The organism is Vibrio sp. 704, from assembly GCF_033339295.1.
Genome location: NZ_JAWOUH010000650.1, coordinates 1 through 614, shown reverse-complemented (window position 1 = coordinate 614; position 614 = coordinate 1). Strand labels below are relative to the sequence as shown.

At 50.7% G+C, this 614-nt stretch carries 1 protein-coding gene; it reads left to right on the top strand.

Annotation, left to right across the window (positions count from 1 at the left end):
• Nucleotides 1–541, top strand: a 541-nt coding sequence (gene ilvE, locus R7R24_RS28300; RefSeq protein ID WP_318120395.1) for a branched-chain-amino-acid transaminase, incomplete at its 5' end; no start/stop codon positions are given.
• Nucleotides 542–614 lie beyond the last annotated feature (73 nt).

Here is a 614-nt window from a genome sequence, read left to right as displayed (position 1 = left end):
AGAAGCACTAGAAAAAGGCGTGGATGCGATGATTTCAAGCTGGAACCGCGCTGCGCCAAACACCATCCCTACCGCTTCAAAAGCGGGTGTGAACTACCTTTCTTCACTACTCGTTGGTGGTGAAGCACGTCGTCATGGTTACGACGAAGGTATCGCACTGAGTGTTGACGGTTACTTGTCAGAAGGCGCGGGCGAGAACATCTTTGTCATCAAAAATCGCGTGATCACCACACCACCAGCAACCAGCGCTATCCTACCGGGCATCACTCGTGACTCGATCATGACCATTGCTCGCGATAAAGGTTACGAAGTCCGTGAAGCTAACATTGCTCGCGAAGCGCTATACCTTGCGGATGAAGTATTCATGACCGGTACCGCAGCAGAAGTTGTGCCTGTGGCAACCATCGACAAAATTGAAGTGGGCAGCGGTACACGCGGTCCGATTACCAAAGAATTGCAAGAAGCCTACTTTGGCCTATTTAACGGCACCACGGAAGATAAGTGGGGCTGGTTAGACTATGTGTACCCAGAGCAGCAGTAAGAAGGATTTAAGAAATGCCAAAATATAGATCAGCTACCACCACACATGGTCGTAACATGGCGGGAGCTCGTGC